At 62.7% G+C, this 16,708-nt stretch carries 13 protein-coding genes; 4 read left to right on the top strand and 9 right to left on the bottom strand.

What is annotated here, in order from left to right; genetic code table 11:
• Nucleotides 1–274 precede the first annotated feature (274 nt).
• Both ACP7AD_RS02440 and ACP7AD_RS02435 read left to right on the top strand, forming a co-directional pair.
• Nucleotides 275–589 (top strand): HNH endonuclease signature motif containing protein, encoded by a 315-nt coding sequence (locus tag ACP7AD_RS02440; RefSeq protein WP_426144723.1) that lies wholly within the window; start codon nucleotides 275–277, stop codon nucleotides 587–589.
• Between the two features lie 30 nt (nucleotides 590–619).
• Nucleotides 620–1,969, top strand: a complete 1,350-nt coding sequence (locus ACP7AD_RS02435; protein ID WP_426144725.1) for a DUF3422 family protein — start codon at nucleotides 620–622, stop codon at nucleotides 1,967–1,969.
• A gap of 15 nt (nucleotides 1,970–1,984) precedes the next feature.
• Here ACP7AD_RS02435 and serB read toward each other — a convergent pair whose 3' ends face one another.
• The 7 genes from serB to mfd form a co-directional block, all read right to left on the bottom strand.
• Nucleotides 1,985–2,695, bottom strand: a complete 711-nt coding sequence (gene serB / locus ACP7AD_RS02430) for a phosphoserine phosphatase SerB (protein WP_426144727.1) — start codon at nucleotides 2,693–2,695, stop codon at nucleotides 1,985–1,987.
• A gap of 78 nt (nucleotides 2,696–2,773) precedes the next feature.
• Nucleotides 2,774–5,545, bottom strand: coding sequence for a DEAD/DEAH box helicase (locus ACP7AD_RS02425; protein ID WP_426144729.1), 2,772 nt, complete (start codon nucleotides 5,543–5,545; stop codon nucleotides 2,774–2,776).
• Complete coding sequence (locus ACP7AD_RS02420; RefSeq protein ID WP_426144731.1) at nucleotides 5,542–7,530, bottom strand: site-specific DNA-methyltransferase; 1,989 nt, start codon at nucleotides 7,528–7,530, stop codon at nucleotides 5,542–5,544. The genes ACP7AD_RS02425 and ACP7AD_RS02420 overlap by 4 nt, the downstream gene beginning before the upstream one ends.
• A 107-nt stretch (nucleotides 7,531–7,637) precedes the next feature.
• Entirely contained in the window at nucleotides 7,638–8,705 is a 1,068-nt protein-coding gene (locus ACP7AD_RS02415; RefSeq protein ID WP_426144732.1) for a PDDEXK nuclease domain-containing protein, read from the bottom strand.
• Nucleotides 8,702–9,160 (bottom strand): type II toxin-antitoxin system VapC family toxin, encoded by a 459-nt coding sequence (locus ACP7AD_RS02410; RefSeq protein ID WP_426144733.1) that lies wholly within the window; start codon nucleotides 9,158–9,160, stop codon nucleotides 8,702–8,704. The genes ACP7AD_RS02415 and ACP7AD_RS02410 overlap by 4 nt, the downstream gene beginning before the upstream one ends.
• The gene (locus ACP7AD_RS02405; RefSeq protein WP_426144735.1) at nucleotides 9,157–9,465 is read right to left on the bottom strand and encodes an antitoxin; all 309 of its coding nucleotides are present in this window, start codon (nucleotides 9,463–9,465) and stop codon (nucleotides 9,157–9,159) included. The genes ACP7AD_RS02410 and ACP7AD_RS02405 overlap by 4 nt, the downstream gene beginning before the upstream one ends.
• A 48-nt stretch (nucleotides 9,466–9,513) precedes the next feature.
• A complete protein-coding gene (mfd, locus tag ACP7AD_RS02400) occupies nucleotides 9,514–12,999 on the bottom strand; it encodes a transcription-repair coupling factor (protein WP_426144737.1) in 3,486 nt (1,161 codons plus the stop codon).
• A gap of 33 nt (nucleotides 13,000–13,032) precedes the next feature.
• On the opposite strand from mfd, the gene ispD reads away from it, so the two are divergent.
• Both ispD and ispF read left to right on the top strand, forming a co-directional pair.
• On the top strand, nucleotides 13,033–13,764 hold the full coding sequence (gene ispD, locus ACP7AD_RS02395) for a 2-C-methyl-D-erythritol 4-phosphate cytidylyltransferase (protein ID WP_426144899.1): 732 nt from the start codon (nucleotides 13,033–13,035) through the stop codon (nucleotides 13,762–13,764).
• Nucleotides 13,765–13,793: 29 nt separating this feature from the next.
• Nucleotides 13,794–14,294 carry a 2-C-methyl-D-erythritol 2,4-cyclodiphosphate synthase gene (ispF, locus tag ACP7AD_RS02390; protein WP_426144738.1) on the top strand — a complete coding sequence of 167 codons (501 nt, stop codon included), beginning with the start codon at nucleotides 13,794–13,796 and terminating at the stop codon, nucleotides 14,292–14,294.
• A gap of 56 nt (nucleotides 14,295–14,350) precedes the next feature.
• Here ispF and ACP7AD_RS02385 read toward each other — a convergent pair whose 3' ends face one another.
• Together ACP7AD_RS02385 and ompR are read right to left on the bottom strand one after the other, a co-directional pair.
• A complete protein-coding gene (locus tag ACP7AD_RS02385) occupies nucleotides 14,351–15,727 on the bottom strand; it encodes an ATP-binding protein (protein ID WP_426144740.1) in 1,377 nt (458 codons plus the stop codon).
• Between the two features lie 143 nt (nucleotides 15,728–15,870).
• Entirely contained in the window at nucleotides 15,871–16,608 is a 738-nt protein-coding gene (gene ompR / locus ACP7AD_RS02380) for a two-component system response regulator OmpR (protein WP_036810756.1), read from the bottom strand.
• Between the last annotated feature and the right edge of the window lie 100 nt (nucleotides 16,609–16,708).

Genomic DNA, 16,708 nt, shown 5'->3' with positions numbered 1-16,708 from the left:
TTCGTAATGGCTCATGCCGGAAAAATGCATCTTTTCCCCGGTTTGTTGTTCAACGCCGCAGCCCTCTATACAGCGGCAAGTTGTGCTGCAGCTTTAGCTCAACTCGCCCATCTGGCTTTGCATAAAGTTCTGGATGCCGACCTTGCCGGCCAGCTAGATCCGGGTTTCCAAAAAGCCGATCTGCACTTCGGCTCAGGCAACCCGAAAGACCATCGCTTGACCGTTGTCAGGACCTTCACCCAAAAAAGCACATGTTTTGCAGGAAAATCCCTGCATGAGCAGTTTGAGACACCTCCGCATCAAGATGTACAGAACCGTGGCGCGCCAGTTGCATGGCGTGGTGCCTTGCTGGGTCTGCGGCCAGCATGTCACGCTGGAAGCCGCCACGCTGGAGCACATCCTGGCGCTGTGCGACGGCGGCAACAGCCACGCCGAGAACCTGGCCATCAGCCATGAAGTGTGCAACGGCCAGCGCCATGCGACCGGCCTGGTTCCGGCATCAGGCACCTTGCCCGGGCAGGTGCAGCGGCGGAAAACTGGCGCGCTGTCCGGCGCCGAACCGGTTTTCCTGCACACTCCCGCAGGCTGAGTCCATCTGTCAAAAAAGTAGTATCCATTCATGACCTCCAGCCCGCCGCCCGTTTCCCTTCCTGCTTCGATGAAGCCCAGCTTCCTGCCGCCCGACGACCCGCAGCGCGCCCTGCTGCACAACGAAGTCCACGCACGCCCGCCCGCCCGGGTGCGGCTGCCGGCGCTGATCGTCCAGGTGGCGGTGCTCAATGCAGGCGTCAGCCGCGAACAGGAATGCGAGCATCTGCGGCGCCTGACCGGCCAGGCGCAGCTGTCGCCAGAGCGCCTGCAGGGTAATTTCTTGCGCCTGCCGTGCGGCAACCACACTGTGAAGTGGGAGCGGCACACCGAATTCACCCGCTATTCCATCGTCCAGGCGCTGCCTGATCGCGCCCTGCTGGGTGCGCAGGAGCCCGAATTGCTGTCCAGTCTGGCGGTTGCGCCCGAATGGCTGCGCGGCATTCCGGGGCGAACGGTCTCGGCCATCCAGCTGGTCATGGTGGAGGCAGCGCTGCACGATGAGGTCGCGCTGATGGGCCAAGCGCAGGACTGGTTCGGCGGACGCCCGGTGATTGCGTCGCAACTGGGTCATGGCCATTCCTGGGCGGTGACGGATTTTCAGATCGGCGCCGACGGCTTCGAGCGCATGCTGGTGATTGCCGCGCCCGGCACCAGCGAAAGCCGCGCCGGCCGCATTTCGCAGCGACTGCTGGAAGTCGAAATCTACCGGCTGATGGCCCTGCGCGGCCTGCCGGTGGTCAAACAACTGGCGCCCATGCTGTCCGAGGCCGAAAGCGCGCTGGCCGACATCACCGCGCGGCTTGAAAGCAAGTCGGCTTCGGACCAGGAACTGCTCGACACCCTGGTGTCGCTGGCGGCGCGGGTCGAGCGCGCCACGGCCGAGCATATTTACCGGTTCTCGGCCACCCGCGCCTACAGCACGCTGGTCGGCCAGCGCCTGACCGAACTGCGCGAAAAGCCGATTCCCGGCACCCAGACCCTGAGCGAATTCATGCAGCGCCGGCTGTCGCCCGCCATTGCCACGGTGGCCGCCACGGCGCAGCGACTGACCTCGCTGTCGGAACGGGTGACGCGCACCAGCGCTCTCTTACGCACCCGGGTGGACATTGCCACCGAAACCCAGAACCAGATCCTGCTGGAAAAGCTCACGCGCGGCCAGGAGCTGCAGCTGCGCCTGCAGTCCACGGTCGAAGGCCTGTCGATTGCCGCCATTTCGTATTACGTGATCAGTTTGCTGCTCTACGGCGGCAAGGCGGCCAAGGCGGCGGGCGCGCCGGTGAACCCTGAAATCGTCGTGGGCGCGGCGATTCCGCTGGTGCTGTGGCTGGTGTGGCGCAATATACGGCGCATCCATGCCAAGCTGCATGGCGGGGATTGACGGGCAGGGCGGCTGTTACTTCATCAGCTCCAGCAAACGGTCCAGTCCGCCCGCGTTGATTGCCACCATCGCCTGCTCGCGCACCTTGGGCTTGGCGTGGTAGGCCACCGACAGGCCGGCCGCGCCCATCATCAAGAGGTCGTTCGCGCCGTCGCCCATGGCTATTGCCTGCAGCGGGTTGATGCCCAGCTGGCCGCAGGTTTGAATCAGCATGCGGCGCTTTTCCTCGCCGTCGCAGATGTCGCCCCAGGGCTGGTCCACCATGCGCCCGGTCAGCACGCCGTTTTCAATTTCCAGGATGTTCGAGCGCGTGAAGTCGATGTCCAGCAGATCGCGCACCCGGTCGGTGAAAAAGGTGAAGCCGCCGCTGACCAGCAGGACTTTCAGGCCCGCGTCCTTGCAGGCCCTCACCAGTTCAGCCGCGCCGGGGTTGAGCTTGAGGCGCTCGCGATAGACCTCGTCCATGCTGGCCACGCTCACGCCCTTGAGCAGCGCCACGCGCCGGCGCAGGCTGTCCTTGAAGTCGGTGATTTCGCCGCGCATGGCGGCTTCGGTGATGGCTGCGACTTCGGCTTTGCGGCCCACGGCATCGGCGATTTCATCGACGCATTCGATGTTGATCAGCGTCGAATCCATGTCGAAGGCAATCAGCTTGAAGTCGCCGAGTTGGAGATCGGGGGTGGCGATGTTGACGACCAGGCCGGGGGAGTGTTCGATGGGGTTCATAATTTTTTTACTATTGTTTTGATAGCTGATTGCGAAGGTGGAGCGTGCGCTAAAGGCCTTTTTGATGTTAAAAATATGTCAGGCAGCAGGCGCCGAGTCGCGCATCCATTGCCGCAGGCGCGTGAGGTTGTCAAAGTCCACCACTTCGCTCAAGCTGCCGCTGTCGTCAACAATCTTGAAGCGCTGGGCGTCCTTGGTCAAAAACAAGACCTTGCCATAGGTGCTTGACTGGTGCTTGCCCTTGCGGCTGGCATCCTTCACATCGTGCTTGGTCTCGACCAGCCGAATCAGTGGCTCGTCACCCGGTTCATGCTGCAGACACACCACGAAGTCGGGGTAAAACATGTGGCGGCTGTCGCTGCGCATCAGCGCAATGCTGTAGGGCTTGCCCTGCGGGTTGCGGTGCCACCAGGCGACAAAATCCGCCCGGTCCAGCGACTGCGCAAAAGCCAGCTCCTGCGTGTTGAATTCAAATGTGGCGTCCAGCCGCGCGGTTGAAAATACGTCGCCCGACGGCTGGCCGCCGGCATCCTGCGCAAACACATAGGTCTCGTTTTTAAACAGAGGCTGGGCTTGCAGCGGCAACGCGCTGGCCGCCAGCGCCACGCTGTCGGTTTCGGGGAACAGCACGCCGTAAATATTCTTTCTTGACCGCGCCAAGGGTTTGCCGGCCGGCATCAAGAGTGCATCGGGCAGCGCCTGCGCCGGGGCTTCGCGCGCCTTGCTGGCCCATTGCGCCTGCAAGGCCTCCTGCAGTTCGGGCAATTGCTTGTGAATCACCCAGCAGGCGGCGTCGCGCGCCTGGGTGCGCAGCACGCCGGCGGGCGGGGTTGCGTCTTGCTCGCGGTAGGCGTGGGCGCGCTCGATTTCGGGCAGCAGCCGCCGCGCCAGTTCGCCAATGAGGTCGATGTGGTCCTGCTCTTCAAGCCCCATTTTTTCCAGCGCCGCCTGGGTGTGGTGCATCAGCGCCGTGCGGTCCGTCACGACCTGAACCCGGTCTTCACTGCTAACGCCCGTGAACAGTTCGGTGCGCACTTCCCACTCCGTCAGCAGGTTCAGCGCCGCGCGCGTGGCCATGCTTTTGACCTCTTCGGGCAACGGCAATGCACGCGCCGCCGCTTTGATGTCGAGTTCCAGCACGTCAAACACCGGCTTGGTTTCGGTGACGAACTGTTTGGGCGTCGCGCGCTGCGCCACCCGGTCCAGCCGGGGGTAGGCGCGAAGCCCGCAGGCGTCCAGCGCCGCCAGCAATTGGACCTGGTTCGCCGGCGCGTTGCGCGTGGATGCCGGCCGGTTGCCGCTGACCGCCTCCATGAAGTCCAGCGCATCGAACTCGCCGCTGTGCGCCATGGCGCCAAACAGCTCGGGGGTCGTGCCAATTTCGGCCAGCGGCGGCGCGGGCAAACCAGCCGAGTCACCCGGCAGCGGCGCGGCGGGCGCTACCGGCGGGCGCACCGTGCCATCCTGGCCCAGCGTGGCCAGCAAGCCTATTTCATAGCTCAGCGGCGTCTGGTCCGTGGCGTGGTTGCTCAATGCAATGCCACCGTGCGCGGTGCGCCGCACCACCAGTTCCTCGATCTGGCCTTCGAGCTGCGAGATCACCGCTTGCGTCGAAGCCGCCGCCTCTGCAAAACCCGTCTGCGCCTGCTCATTGGCCAGGAAAACATAGGCCGTGTCCAGTTCCGGTGGCGCGGTGTAGGGCACTGGAAAAGCCCGCTGCAACTCAGCCGGCACCCGCATCACGCGGCCGATGAACTGCATTGCAAAGTCTTCATCGTTCACGTTTTTCGTCGAAGCCAGCACAAAGGCGCGCGGCGCGTCAAAGCCCGTGCCCGCCGACTGCTTGAAGACCAGCACCTCGATGCGCGTGTTCACCGCAATCGCCGCCATCATCACCGGGTCGGGCTCGTCGGCTGAGTGCATGCCGATTGCTTCCGGCGCAATGCCCAGGTGTTGCGTCAAAAACGCAAAGGCCTCCCGAATCGCGTCCTCGCCATTGGCCACCTGCACCAGCATCAGCGGCACCGTGGCCAGGCCCCGGTTTTTCAGCATCTTGCCAATATGTTGGTTGCGCAGCCAGGCGCGGCGCAGCACCGTCAGCTTCAGGTCAGTGACGCCCTGCATCGACTCGCTCATCGGGTAGATCACGGTTTCCAGCCAGGGCTTGTTCAGCCGCTCGGCCACCACGTCGGCGCGGCTGACGCTGAAAGCCTTGAAGGCGATGTTGCCCGCGCTGGCGATGAAGGCGTTGAGCCGCGCATCCTTGGGCGTGGCGCTGGCCATGAGCAAATAGTCGGCCTTGAGCCATTTCACAAACTTGCCGAACTCGGTGGCGCTGTCCAGCGCAATGTGTACCTCGTCCACCACCAGGCCAATTTCCATGCCGCGCGCCCTTGCCAGTTCAAAGTAGGCGGCCAGGCTGCGCCGCTCGTCGTCGCTTTTGTCGGTATAGCCGGCCTTGTGCGACTTGGCGCTGGCCACACCCTGCAAGGTGGAGACCAACACCTGGCCCGCTTCAGGCGCTTCGTTTTGCGCCGTGGACAGGTGTTTGGCGACCAGCCCAGTTTCGGTGGTCTGGTTGTCCAGCGTGTCCACGGTTTGCGCCACCAGGTTGACGTAAGGCACGAACCACAGCCACAGCACCGGTGTTGCCTGGGAGATGTTGGCCAGAATGCGGGTCAGCACGAAAGTCTTGCCCGACCCCGTGGGGCTGCGCAGCAGGCAGGGCGGGCGCGGCTGGCGGGCCAGGGCGTCGCACACGTTGCTGATGATCTGCGCCTGAAAGGATTTGGGAACCAGCCCGGCTGACTGCGGGGCGGTGATGGGGCTGATGGGGGCGAGGGCGCTCATGAGCTGGCGCTTTCTGAAGGGGTTTGGGGAGAATTTTCAGTGCCATTTAGGCCTGATGCGCTTGCTGCATCTGCGTGGCTAGCTATTGAATTAGTAGCGTCTGGCGGCAAAGCGACGGCCTTGCGCCGCGCCCGTGGGCTTTGCTGGCCGTGCAGCAGCGCTTGCGCCAGCGACAGGCTTTCGACCTCGCGGCCCAGCGCCTGGAAGTGTTCGCGCACCGTTGCCGGGCGCGTCGAATAGACCCGCAACTGGCGGCACGGCAGAGCGGCCAGCGCGTCGAGCGCGGCGCGCGTGAGCTTGTGGCACAGCACCGTGAGCGCGCCGTCGCCCGTGTTTTGCACGAGTACCTTGACGCCCCGGTCGGTGGCCGGCACGGGTCGGGCAACCTGGCCCAGGCGCAGCGTGAGCAACTGGAAGGCCTGCGCGCAACTGGAGTCAAACGGTGCATCGCCGGGCGCAAGCTTGTCGAGCTGCAGGTAGGCAAAGCTGTTGCCGGACAGCGCCGCGTCGGATTCGATGACCTTTTTGATGCGCGCCGCGCACACGTCGCGGCACAGGTTCTTGGCCGGTTCTTTGGCGGTGGCTTCAGTGCTGGAGCAGAGGATGAATTTTCGGTTGCCACCGTCCAGCGCATTGAGCGCCAGCACCGCGTGGCCCGTGGTGCCGCTGCCCGCGAAGAAATCGAGGATGGTGTCGCCGGGGCGGCTGGCTTGGGCTAGCAGGCCTTGGATGAGGGAAATCGGTTTGGCGTAATTGAAGGCGCGGTTGCCAAAAATCTCGGCTACCTGCCGCGCTCCTTCCTGATTGGTGGCGGAAACGAGGCTGTTTTCAGCTTCGTAGTCGCCATCTTCAAAAGTTGGAACAATCCAGCTGCTTAAAGGCTGCGTCTGATTGCGTAAATCTGCCTTGTAGCGTTTGAATGCAGGCCGACCAAAGCCAACTGGTTTGCCCACCCAAAATTCCAAATTTGGCAAATCGCGCCGCAAAATGGGCGATTTGCCCGAACGAGGAACGTCGCCCGAGTCAATGGCTGCAAGCAGCGCGTCCATGGTTGGCCATGTTTCGACACGTTGTTCTTTCGGGAACAAAATTTGTTTGAGCCGAATGAACTCATCCATTGTTTTGGCTTGAACGGTTTGCCCTTCTTTTAACCGGGACTCCGATGCATAGACCCAAATTCGGTCTGGATTGGGCGGGTAGTAAATTCCCGTTTCCGTGTCCTGCAAGGGGTAGTACAAGTTTGGACGCTCCTTGAAGGAAAAACCTAGCGTCAAGTCACTTGTCCGCCAGTCGCCGCGCAGATCGTTGTCCGCATTCCCATACATCTGATAGCTTTTCTCGAAGCCGTTGAACTTGAAACCCGGATTGCCATAAACCAGCACATGTTCATGGTCAACCGATAAAAAGCATTGCTGGTCGGCATTGGAGCCCTGGCGGGTTCGCCAGGTGATGGTGCCAAGCCGCCGCCCCGGAAACACCTCGTCCATCAGCAACTCCAGCCGCGCCCGGTTTTCGTCGTTGATGCTGACCATGATCACGCCGTCCTGCGTGAGCAAATCCCTGGCCAGCAGCAGGCGCTGGAACAAAAATTCCAGCCACTGGCTGTGCCGCCAGCGGTCGTTGGCGCCCACGAAGCGGTCGTTGTACACCCAGTCTTTGTTGCCGGTGTTGTAGGGCGGGTCGATGTAGATCACGCGGATTTTGCCGGCGTGCGTGCTTTTGAGCAGGCGCAGGGAGTCGAAGTTGTCGCCCTCGATGACCAGGTTGGCCGTGCCCGGCCCGCCAAGTGCGGCCAGTCCGTGCGAGTCGGCTTCGCTCAGGCGCGGCAGCACGATGTTGGCGTTCAGCGCCGCATCGCGCTCGATGGCGCTGCTTTCCCAGTACAGCCCCAGCTTTTGCTTCGTCAGATGCTCGGTCAGCAGGCGGCGCAGTTGAGCCGCGCTCAGGTGCTCCAGGTTTTTCAGCAGGTCGTCGGGTTGACTCATGGGGGAATTGTTACTATGTTTTTGATAGCTGCCTGCGCACGGCTGGTGTGCGCAAGAGGCTTATTTCGTTATAAATTTTAGGCTGTGAAGCTCGGCGCAAGGGTATATCAGTCGTCGTTCCCTGCCCAGCCTTGCAAACGCGCTGCAATCTGCTCCGGGCTGGGCAGGTCGTTGCGGTAGCTGGCCGGCAGTTGCGGGGTGACGGTGTAGGTGGCAATGCCCAGCGGGCGCGTCATGGTGCGCAGGGCGTACTCGACCATCGTTTTGGTCTTGTTGCGGCAAATCACGATGCCAATCGGCGGGTTTTCGCCTTCCATGCGGTGTTGCTGGTCGAGTGTGTCCAGGTAGAACTCGATCTGGCCCTTGTGCTCGGGCTTGAAGTCGCCGATTTTTAGCTCGATGGCGACCAGGCAGCGCAGGCGGCGGTGAAACAGCAGCAGGTCGATGAAGTATTCCTTGCCATCGACTTCGAGCCGGTACTGGTTGCCGACAAAGGTGAAGGCGCCGCCCATCTCGCTCAGAAAGCTGCGCAGGTTGCGCACCAGCGCCTGCTCCAGTTCGCGCTCAGAGTGTTCTTCGGCCAGGCCGAGAAAGTCGAAGGTGTAGTGGTCCTTGACGGCCAGCAAGGCCTGGGCCTTGATGCTGTCAGGAACGGCGGCGTCGAAGTTGGTCTGGCCGTTCAGGTATTGGGCGTAGCTGTGGTTGTCGAGCTGATGTTGCAGCACGCTTTTGGTCCAGCCGAAGCGGGCTGTTGCGCGCAGGTAAAACTCGCGCTCCAGGTCGTCCTTGCAGCGGGCCAGGACGACGAGGTTTTTGGCCCAGCTGATTTCTGCAACCAGCGGTTGCAGTTTTGGCTTGCCGGCATAGTCGCGGTAAAAATCCAGCATGTTCCAAAGGTTACGGGCTGAAAACCCGTTGCGCCCCGGAAACTCAGCCTGCAGGTCGCGCGCCAGATTCTCCACCACGCTTTTTCCCCAGCCGAGCGCCAGCTGCCGCTGGCTGATGTTCTCGCCCAGCCACCAGTACAGCGCCAGCAGTTCGCGGTTGGCGGCGCGTAAGGCCTGGAACTGCCGCTGGCGAATCTGCGCCTTGATTTCAAGCAGGAAGTCGCCGTAGCCTGCGGGCGCCACTGGCAGATTCGCTGATTCGGAATGGGCGGCAGGTTTGGATGTCATGGGATTTCCTTCGCCAGCCAGTTCTCGACCCGCAAACCGGGCACGCGCAAAAACTCGGCATCTGCGCTGACCAGGGTGGCATTCAGGGCCATGGCATGGGCGGCAATCAAGGCGTCGTTGGCGCCTATGAGCGTGCCTTCGGCTTCAAGCTGCGCGCGTAAGCGGGCGTAAATTGGAGGGACCGTCTCGGTCAGCGGCATCACCTGCAAACGGGCAATTTCAAGATCGTAGGCCGCTTGCAGCCGAAGAGATGGCCGTTTCAAGAGACCGAACATCAACTCGCACTGCACGATCACGCTGGTGCAAACCGAAGCCATCCTGCCTTGCGCAACCGCCTCGCGGCCGCGCAGCGCTGCCAGGCTGCGTTCGCCTTTCATGAGGTCGCTGATGATGTTGGTGTCGAGCAGAAAAATGCCTGATGCCGCGCCGGCGTCTGTGTTCGCTGCCTTGCTCACAGCACGATGTCGTCAAGCGGCAGCATGCCAGCGTCCACATCGGGAAATTCGTCGTCGCAAGGGCCGAGTTTGGCAATTTCGTCGAGCGCCTGTAAAAAAGCCTGCGGGGAACCTCGGGGATACTCCACTGGCAACAGCTCTATGACCAGGGTATTCCCAACTTTGCGCATCATGGCCTGTGTTCCGGCCAACTCAAATTCACGGGGAATTCGCACCGCCTGGTTGGCGCCGTTTCGAAACAGCCTGACCTGGCGGGCTGGCGTTTCACCTTGGTCGTCAAAGGGTTTTTCAGCGATTTGATTCATTGCTTTTCTCCAGTGAAGTGGTGAAAGTAGTTTAGCCTATGCCATGGCCTATGCCAATACCTCTGCCGCCACCGGCTGCCCCAGACTTCGCAGCACATCGCGCACCATCTGCGCCCGATCCTTTGCTTCCGGCAGAAGGCGCTCGATGCGCAGCTTGTCGTTGCCGGCGAGCTTGATGTGCTTGTTTTTCTGGATCAGGTGGATGATGGCCATCGAATCAATCGGCGGGTCTTTGCGGAAAGTGATGGTGATGGCGCCGGGCGCGGCATCGACCTTGACCACGCCGTAGGGCTTGGCAATCACGCGCAGGCGGTGCACGTCGATCAACGTCTGCGCCTGGGCGGGCAGCTTGCCGAAGCGGTCCACGATTTCCTCCAGCAGCGCGTCAATCTGCTCGGTCTTCTTGGCTGTGGCGAGCTTTTTGTAGAACGACAGGCGCAGATGCACGTCGCCGCAGTAGTCGCTCGGCAGCAGGGCGGGGGCGTGCAGATTGATCTCGGTCGTGACGCTGAGCGGCGACAGCAGGTCCGGTTCGCGGCCGGCCTTGAGAGACGCGACCGCCTCGCTGAGCATTTCGTTGTAGAGCTGAAAGCCGATCTCCAGCATGTTGCCGCTCTGGTTTTCGCCCAGCACTTCGCCGGTGCCGCGAATCTCCAGGTCGTGCATCGCCAGGTAAAAACCGGAGCCGAGTTCTTCCATCTGCTGGATCGCGTCCAGCCGCTGGCTGGCCTGCTTGGTCAGGCCTTCGAGGTCGGGCACCATCAGATAGGCATAAGCCTGGTGGTGGCTGCGGCCAACCCGGCCGCGCAGCTGGTGCAGTTGCGCCAGGCCGAACTTGTCGGCGCGGCTCATCAAGATGGTGTTGGCGGTCGGCACGTCAATGCCGGTTTCGATGATGGTCGAGCACAGCAGCAGGTTGTAGCGCTGGGCGACGAAATCCTTCATCACCCGCTCCAGGTCGCGCTCGGGCATTTGCCCGTGAGCGACGGCGATGCGCGCCTCGGGCAGCAGTTCTTCGAGCTTCTGGCGGCGGTTCTCGATGGTTTCGACTTCGTTGTGCAAAAAGTAAACCTGGCCGCCGCGTTTCAATTCGCGCAGCACGGCCTCGCGGATCACGCCGTTGCCTTCGCTGCGCACAAAGGTCTTGATGGCAAGCCGCCGTTGCGGCGCCGTGGCGATCACGCTCAGGTCGCGCAGGCCTTCAAGCGCCATGCCGAGCGTGCGCGGAATCGGCGTGGCGGTCAGCGTCAGCACATCGACTTCGGCGCGCATGGCTTTCATCGCCTCCTTGTGGCGCACGCCGAAACGGTGTTCCTCGTCAATGATCAAGAGGCCCAGCCGGGCGAACTTCACGTCCTGGCTCAGCAGCTTGTGGGTGCCGACGACGATATCGACCGTGCCGTCAGCCAGCCCCTTGATTGCGGCGGTGATTTCCTTGGCCGAGCGAAAGCGGCTCATTTCGGCGACCTTGACCGGCCACTTGGCAAAGCGGTCCACCAGCGTCTGGTAATGCTGCTCGGCCAGCAGCGTGGTCGGCGCCAGCAGCGCGACCTGCTTGCCGCCGGTGATGGCGATGAAGGCGGCGCGCAGCGCGACCTCGGTTTTGCCGAAACCCACGTCGCCGCAGACCAGCCGGTCCATGGGGCGCGGGCTGATCATGTCCTGGATGACGGCGTGAATCGCCGCGCTCTGGTCGGGTGTTTCGTCAAAGCCGAAATCGTTCGCAAACATCTCGTAGTCGCCGGGCGAGTAGCGAAAGGCATGGCCTTCGCGCAGCGCGCGGCGGGCGTAGATGTTGAGCAGTTCGGCCGCCGAATCGCGGATTTGCTCGGCGGCTTTGCGCTTGGCTTTTTCCCACTGGCCGCTGCCCAGGCGGTGCAGCGGCGCTTCGTCGGCGCTGACGCCGGTGTAGCGGCTGATCTGGTGCAACTGGCTGACCGGCACATACAACGTAGCCTTGTCGGCGTATTCGAGGTGCAGGAATTCCTGCAATGCGGGCGAGCCATCGGGACTTTTTTCGCCCAGGTCGAGGTTGATCAGCCCCCGGTAGCGGCCGATGCCGTGGGCGCTGTGCACCACCGGGTCGCCAACGTTGAGCTCGGACAAGTCCTTGATCAGCGCTTCGACATCGCTGACCTGTTCCTGCCGCTTGTTGCGCCGGCGGATGGTGACGCCGGCGGCGAACAGCTCGGTTTCGGTGACGAAGTCGATGCTTTCTTCGAGCCAGCTGAAGCCGCTGTTCAGCGCGGCGGTGGCGATGCCGATTTTTTCGCTGCTGGTCTGGAAGTCTTCGAGCGAGTCGAAAGCGGGCGGGCTGACGTTGCTGGCGCGCAAAAAGTCCAGCAGGCTTTCACGCCGGCCATCGCTTTCGGCCAGCAGCAGCACGCGGTGGGGGGTAGCTTTGGCATGGCGTTTGAAGCCGGCCAGCGGGTCTTCGGCGCCACGCACCACGGCCATTTCGCCGAGTTTCTGGAACTGGGCGTTGTCGGCCACGTCTTCGACCGTGCCGCGCAGCGCCAGTTGGGCGTAGTCGTTAGCGCGCGAATAAAACTGCTCGGCGCTCAAAAACAGCGACTCGGGCGGCAGCGCCGGGCGGTCAGGCGCGTCCTTCACCAGACGGTAGCGGTCTTTCGTGTCCTGCCAGAAGCGCTGAAAAGCCGGCTCCAGGTCGCCGTGCAGCACCACGGTGGCGTTCTTGCCGAGGTAGTCGAACACGGTGGCGGTTTCCTCGAAAAACAGCGGCAGGTAGTACTCAATGCCTGCCGTGGCCACGCCGTTGCCCATGTCCTTGTAGATGCGGCTCTTGGTCGGATCGCCCTCTAACAGCTCGCGCCAGCGGTTGCGGAACTTGGCCCGCGCGTCGTTGTCCATGGGGAACTCGCGGCCCGGCAGCAGCCGCACTTCGGGCACCGGGTACAGGCTGCGCTGGCTGTCCGGGTCAAAGGTGCGGATGGAGTCGATCTCATCGTCGAACAGGTCCACCCGGTAGGGCACCAGCGAACCCATCGGGAACAAATCGATCAGCCCGCCGCGCACCGCATATTCGCCGGGGCTGACGACCTGGGTGACATGGCTGTAGCCGGCCAGCGTCAACTGAGCTTTCAGTTTCGCCTCGTCGAGCTTTTGCTTGACTTTGAATTCAAAGGTGTAGCCGGCGAGAAAAGCGGGCGGCGCCAGCCGGTACAGCGCCGTGGTGGCCGGCACGATGACCACGTCGGCGCCGGTTTCCTTGTCGCGCTGCTGGATGCGCCACAGCGTCGCCAGCCGTTCGCTGATCAAGTCCTGGTGCGGAGAAAACGCGTCGTAGGGCAGGGTTTCCCAGTCGGGAAAAAGTGCGCAGCGCAGGTCGGGCGCAAAAAATGCCATCTCGTCCATCAGCCGCTGGGCGGCGCTAGCATCCGAGGTGACGATGGCGGTGAGTTTGCCGGCGGCTTTCTCGCGTTGCCCGAGGCTCGCCAGGATCAATGAGTCGGCGGAACTGGTGGGTTGGGGCAGGGTGTAGCGTTTGCCGGTCACAAGTAGGGGAAGGTGCATCGGCCCGATTTTAGAATTTATGATGAGGCGATGATGACCGAACCCGCCGATACCCGCCCCAGCGCCCGATTTTTTGCACTGATTCCCTGCGCTGGCCAGGGCAGCCGGGCCGGCGTGGCGGCCGGACAGGCCAAGCAATACCAGGCCATCGCCGGCCTGCCGATGGTGCTGCACACGCTGGCGGCCTTTCTGGAAATCGAGCGCCTGGCCCGCACGCTGGTGGTGGTCGCACCGGGTGACGGGTTTTTTGATTCCATCAGTAAAAGACCATTCGACGTGGCTGCCTGCGGCGGCGCCAGCCGCGCCGATACTGTGCGCCAGGGGCTTGACGCGCTGCTCCAGGCGGGGGCTGAAATTGGCGACTGGGTGCTGGTTCACGATGCCGCCCGCTGCCTGGTGACGCCTGGCCAGATCAATCAACTCATCGATGCCTGCCAGCATGATGCCGTGGGAGGGCTGCTGGCGCACAAGCTGCCGGACACGCTGAAAAGCGAAGGCACGCTGGACCGGAGCGGCCGGGTGGCCGTGACGCTGGAGCGCAGCGACAAATGGCTGGCGCAAACGCCGCAGATGTTTCGCATCGGCATGTTGATGCAGGCGCTGGTGCTGGCCGGCGCGGCGGTCACCGACGAGTCCAGCGCCATCGAAATGCTGGGCCTGGCGCCCCGGCTGGTGGCGGGCAGCGCGCAGAACTTCAAGGTGACGTACCCGGAAGACTTTGCGCTGGCCGAAGCGATTTTGCTGAACCGCAGCCGCACGGCCTAGCCATTTTTAATCCAACGAAAGCCCGACCCATGAATTCGAACCCCATCGCCCCGCCTCCCCCGTTCCGCATCGGTGAAGGCTGGGACACGCATGCGCTGGTGCCCGGCCGCAAGCTCATCCTGGGCGGCGTCGAAGTCCCGCATACGCTGGGCCTGCTGGGCCATTCGGATGCCGATGTGCTGCTGCACGCCATCATCGATGCGCTGCTGGGTGCGGCGGGGCTGGGCGACATCGGCAGCCATTTTCCGGACACCGATGCGCGCTTCAAGGGCGCCGATTCAATCGTTCTGCTGCGCGAGACCGGCCGGCTGCTGGCTGAACGCGGGCTGCGCATCGGCAACATCGACAGCACCGTCGTCGCCCAGGCGCCCCGGTTGGCGCCGCACATTGCGGCCATGCGCTTGCGGATCGCGCAGGCGCTGGGTTTGCAGGAGGACAGGGTGAACGTGAAGGCCAAGACCGCCGAGAAGCTTGGCCCGGTCGGCCAGGGCTTGAGCCTTGAAGCTCGCGCCGTGGCGCTTCTTTATTGATAGCTGGTAACGCCCGTGAATAGTGCGTGAAAGCCGTATTTGGTTCAATAAATACGCTAGCCCCGGCGCAACTTGATGTGGGCAGCCAGGCCGCCGGAGCCGGTGTTGGACAGGCTGAACAGCCCGCCCATGCGCAGCACGGTCTTTTCGGCAATTGCCAGCCCCAGGCCGGCGCCGGTCGCCTCGGTGCGCGCGACATCGCCCCTGAAAAAAGGATTGGTGAGCCTGGACAACACTTCGGATGCCACGCCGTTGCCATGGTCGCGGATCTTCAGCAGCACCCAGGCTTCGCTGACCCGGGCCGTGATGTCCACCTGCGCCGTGCCGGTGTCGCTGCTCTTGCCATAGCGCCTGGAGTTTTCCAGCAGGTTGGCAATCACCCGAGACAGATCGACCCGGTCGGCCAGCACCTTGGTGTTGTCCGGAATGCTGACGGTGACGTCCATGTCCGGGTAGTCGGCTACCGCGTACATCGATTGCGCAATCACGTCGTTGAGCACGATGGGCTCCAGGTGGGCCGGTTCAGGCCGGGCGTAATCGAGGAATTTGTCGATGATCGCGTCGAGCTGGGCAATGTCGGCCACCATGTGCTGGCGCGCGTCCGGGTCTGCCACGCTCATTTCGGTTTCCAGGCGAAGCCGGGCCAGCGGGGTGCGCAGGTCATGCGAAATGCCGGCCAGCATCACCACCCGGTCCTGTTCGACCTTGGACAGCTGCGCGGCCATGCGGTTAAAGCCGATGTTGACCTCGCGCACTTCGCTGGTCGCCACCTGCTCGTCAAGCCGGCTGGCATCGAAGTCGCCGTCGCGCATCCGGCTGGCGGCAAAAGACAGCTGCTTGAGCGGCTGGTTGATCAGGCGCGCAATCACTGCGGCACCGGCCAGCGACAGGGCCACTGCCGTGACCAGCCAGATCGCCCAGGTGCTGGTGCGCGACGGTCCCAGCTGGGAAGGGTCGGTCAATAGCCAGTAATCGTCGCCATTGATGGAAAAGCCGATCCACAGGCCTTTCTTTTGGTTGACGGCGCCGGCCACCACCGTTCCGCCACCAAGCCGCTGGGCCAGTTCGTTCGCCATCCGTTCACCGAATTCATCGCTGACATAAGGCGCGAAAGCATCCTTCGGGTTACGCAGCATGATGCGGACATGCTCTTCCTCGGCCAGCGTCTTGATCAGCATGCCGCGCCCAATCGGATCGGCATAGCGCAGCGCTACCCGGGCGGTGTTGACCAGGGTGGCCAGCTGCTGCGCACTTTGAATCGCCCTGGGTTCGGTTTCAAGCGTGCGGAACGTCTGCAACCAGGCAATGATCGAGCCGAACAGCAGCAGCGCCAGAAAGAAAAAAGTTCGCCAGAACAAGTTGATGCGCCGACGCGGGCGCACTTCCAGCGGCGCAGGCATGGTTTCAAGCGGGGACGGGCGGGAAGATTGCATGGCAAAGAGCGGACGTCCTCGGGATGAACGGTGAATCAGGCTCGGCGCGCTGAAAGAGGGAAATTGGCCATTATCACTTGGCCGGCATGGCGATTTTTATCTGCCGCAGGCCAGCGGCAGAATTCAAAAAAGGCGGCAGGTGCTCAGTTGTTGCCGTCCGGCACAAACACGTAGCCGATTCCCCAGACGGTCTGGATGTAGCGCGGGACTGCTGCATCGGTTTCAATCAGCTTGCGCAGGCGCGACACCTGCACGTCCAGGCTGCGGTCAAAGGGTTCGAACTCGCGGCCACGTGCCAGCTGCGCCAGTTTTTCACGCGACAGCGGCTGGCGCGGATGGCGCACCAAGGTCTTGAGCATGGCGAATTCGCCGGTGGTCAGTGGCAGTTCCTCGCCGTTTTTCTGCAGTGTGCGCAGGCTCATGTCGAAAGAGAACGGGCCGAAAGTGATGACTTCCTGGTCGCTCGACGGAGCGCCCGGCACTTCGGCGGTGGGCCGGCGGCGCAGCACGGCATGGATGCGCGCCAGCAGTTCACGTGGGTTGAAGGGCTTGGCCAGGTAGTCGTCGGCGCCGACTTCGAGGCCGACGATGCGGTCCACGTCCTCGCCCTTGGCGGTCAGCATGATGATGGGCGTGCGGTCGTTGGCTGCGCGCAGGCGCCGGCAGATCGACAGGCCGTCTTCGCCCGGCATCATCAGGTCGAGCACGATCAGGTCCACCGCATCGCGCAGCATGATGCGGTTCAGCGCCTTGCTGTCTTCGGCCAGGATGACGTCAAAACCCTCCTGGGCCAGGTAGCGGCGCAACAGGTCGCGAATGCGAGCGTCGTCGTCAAGAATCAGGATTTTGTCGGCACGGGCGTTGGATTGGGATTGAAGCATGGTGGTCTTTTAATATGTAACAGAGGCCATTTTGAAGGCGGAAAAAAGCAAATGTCTCTTTTTTTCGTCAAAAAAACTTTATGTTACCCATATTTCTATT

Origin of the sequence: Polaromonas sp. DSP2-3-2b2 (genome assembly GCF_049895905.1) — a bacterium.
Lineage (GTDB): Bacteria > Pseudomonadota > Gammaproteobacteria > Burkholderiales > Burkholderiaceae_C > Polaromonas.
The sequence above is the reverse complement of the archived record's forward strand: the minus strand, read 5'-3'. Positions and strand labels throughout refer to the sequence as shown.